Here is a 2,545-nt window from a genome sequence, read left to right on the forward strand (position 1 = left end):
TTTGCCAAGGCCGCTGCCGCGCCGGCCGCGCCCGCGCGCGAAACGGCCCGCGCCACGCGCGGCCGCAAGACGGCCGTCGTCGAGCAGCAGAAGCTGTTCGTGCTCGACACCAACGTGCTGATGCACGATCCGAGCAGCCTGTTCCGTTTCGAGGAACACGACGTCTATCTGCCGATGATGACGTTGGAAGAACTCGACAACCACAAGAAGGGCATGTCGGAAGTGGCGCGCAACGCGCGCCAGGTCAGCCGCACGCTCGACGCGCTGGTGGCCGACGCCGGCCCGATCACGGCCGGCATTCCGCTGTCGCGGCTCGGCAGCCGCGATGCGCTGGGCCGCCTCTACTTCCAGACCACGCTCACCACCATCGAGCCGGTCGAAGGCCTGCCGGAAGGCAAGGCCGACAACCAGATCCTCGGCGTGGTGCGCGCGCTGCAGCGCGAACGCGCCGACCGCCTGGTCGTGCTGGTGTCGAAAGACATCAACATGCGGATCAAGGCCCACGCGCTCGGCCTGCCCGCCGAGGATTACTTCAACGACCAGGTGCTCGAGGACAAGGATCTGCTGTACTCGGGCGTGCGCGAGTTGCCGCAGGATTTCTGGACCCGCCATGCCAAGGGCATGGAAAGCTGGCAGGACACCAAGACGGGCACCACGTATTACCGCGTGACCGGCCCGCTGGTGAACTCGATGCTGGTCAACGAGTTCCTGTTCCTCGAGCCGCAGAACGGCGAGCCGACGTTCCACGCGATCGTGCGCGAGCTGAACGGCAAGACGGCGCTGCTGCAAACGTTGCGCGACTACAGCCACCACAAGAACAACGTGTGGGGCATCACGGCGCGCAATCGCGAGCAGAACTTCGCGCTGAACCTGCTGATGAACCCGGAGATCGACTTCGTCACGCTGCTCGGCCAGGCCGGCACCGGCAAGACGCTCGTCGCGCTCGCGGCCGGCCTCGCGCAAGTGCTCGACGACAAGCGCTACAACGAAATCATCGTGACGCGCGCGACCGTGCCGGTCGGCGAAGACATCGGCTTCCTGCCCGGCACCGAGGAAGAAAAGATGCAGCCGTGGATGGGCGCCTTCGACGACAACCTCGAAGTGCTCCAGAAAACCGACGACGCCGCCGGCGAATGGGGCCGCGCCGCCACGCAGGAGCTGATCCGCTCGCGCCTGAAGGTCAAGAGCATGAACTTCATGCGCGGCCGTACGTTCGTCGACAAGTACGTGATCATCGACGAGGCGCAGAACCTGACGCCGAAGCAGATGAAAACGCTGGTCACGCGCGCCGGCCCGGGCACCAAGATCGTCTGCCTCGGCAATATCGCGCAGATCGACACGCCATACCTGACCGAAGGCAGTTCCGGCCTGACCTACGTGGTCGACCGCTTCAAGGGTTGGGGCCACAGCGGCCACGTCACGCTCGCGCGCGGCGAACGCTCGCGTCTGGCCGACTACGCGTCCGACATCCTCTGATCGGTCATCTTCCGATCCATACAGAAAGCGCTCCGTCCGGGGCGCTTTTTTTTCGCCTGCGCTTCGGACGATCCCTATTTAGGGTTCGACTTTTTGCGCAAAAACTTTGACGATCTGCCTACAAATCGGGCAAGTCTTCAAGTCCTACCTGAAGATCGCTTGCCGCCGCCCCGCCAGACCGACTACTATCCGCAATACCCGTGGTCATACGATAGGTGCTTATCGGCGCCCGTCCTTCTCCGATGCTGCGAATCTGGCTGTCCGTCGTCGTGCTTTCCCTGCTTGCCGCGTGCTCGACCGCACCGCAGCAATCGGCGCGCACCGGCACGTCGATGCGCATCACCACGCCGCGCGCCTTCGCGCCGCCACGCGGCTTTCCGAATTTCGTCGATCACAGCATCGGCCGCGAGGAGATCCCGATCCAGGCGATGAGCCTCGTCGGCATTCCCTATCGCTGGGGCGGCAATACGCCCGACGCCGGCTTCGATTGCAGCGGGCTGGTGCGCTACATCGTGTCGCGGGCCGCCAATGTGTCGCTGCCGCGCACCACCGCCGAGATGAGCACGCGCGGCGTATCCGTCGAACCCGACGAGATCGCGCCCGGCGATCTCGTGTTCTTCAACACCACGGGCCGCCCGCATTCGCACGTCGGCATTTATGTCGGCAAGCTGCGCTTCGTCAATGCACCGTCCACGGGCGGCACGGTGCGCCTCGATTATTTGACCAATCCCTATTGGGCCAAGCATTTCGACGGGATTCGCCGCGTTGCGCCGCCGCGTCACGCACCGGCGCCGTTCGATACGCCAACCTATGAGGCCGACAATCGCCAGGCTCCCGAGCCGGCGGCCGATAGCACTCGCAGCGTGACGCCGGCCGTGGTGGCTGCTGCGCCGGTTGCGACTGCGGCGCCGATCGAACAGCCAGCGCGAACCACACAGCCTGCCTACAGCGCGCCACCGCCACGCATTGCGGCCGCAACGGCGCCCGCTGCCGGCGGCGATCAGTTCGAGCCGCCGCCCACCGCGCTGTCGGCCGCGCAGCAACAGGCGCGCGCAGCAGGCGCGACACC

The 2,545-nt window shown here is 65.8% G+C and carries 2 protein-coding genes; both read left to right on the top strand.

Annotation, left to right across the window (positions count from 1 at the left end; genetic code table 11):
* On the top strand, nt 1-1,476 hold a 1,476-nt coding region (locus G3N92_RS32885), incomplete at its 5' end, for a PhoH family protein (RefSeq protein WP_206131690.1).
* 242 nt (nt 1,477-1,718) lie between these two features.
* A partial coding sequence (locus G3N92_RS32890) for a C40 family peptidase (protein ID WP_206131691.1) occupies nt 1,719-2,545 on the top strand: 827 nt, incomplete at its 3' end.

The organism is Burkholderia sp. Ac-20379 (genome assembly GCF_017104645.1).
GTDB lineage: Bacteria > Pseudomonadota > Gammaproteobacteria > Burkholderiales > Burkholderiaceae > Burkholderia.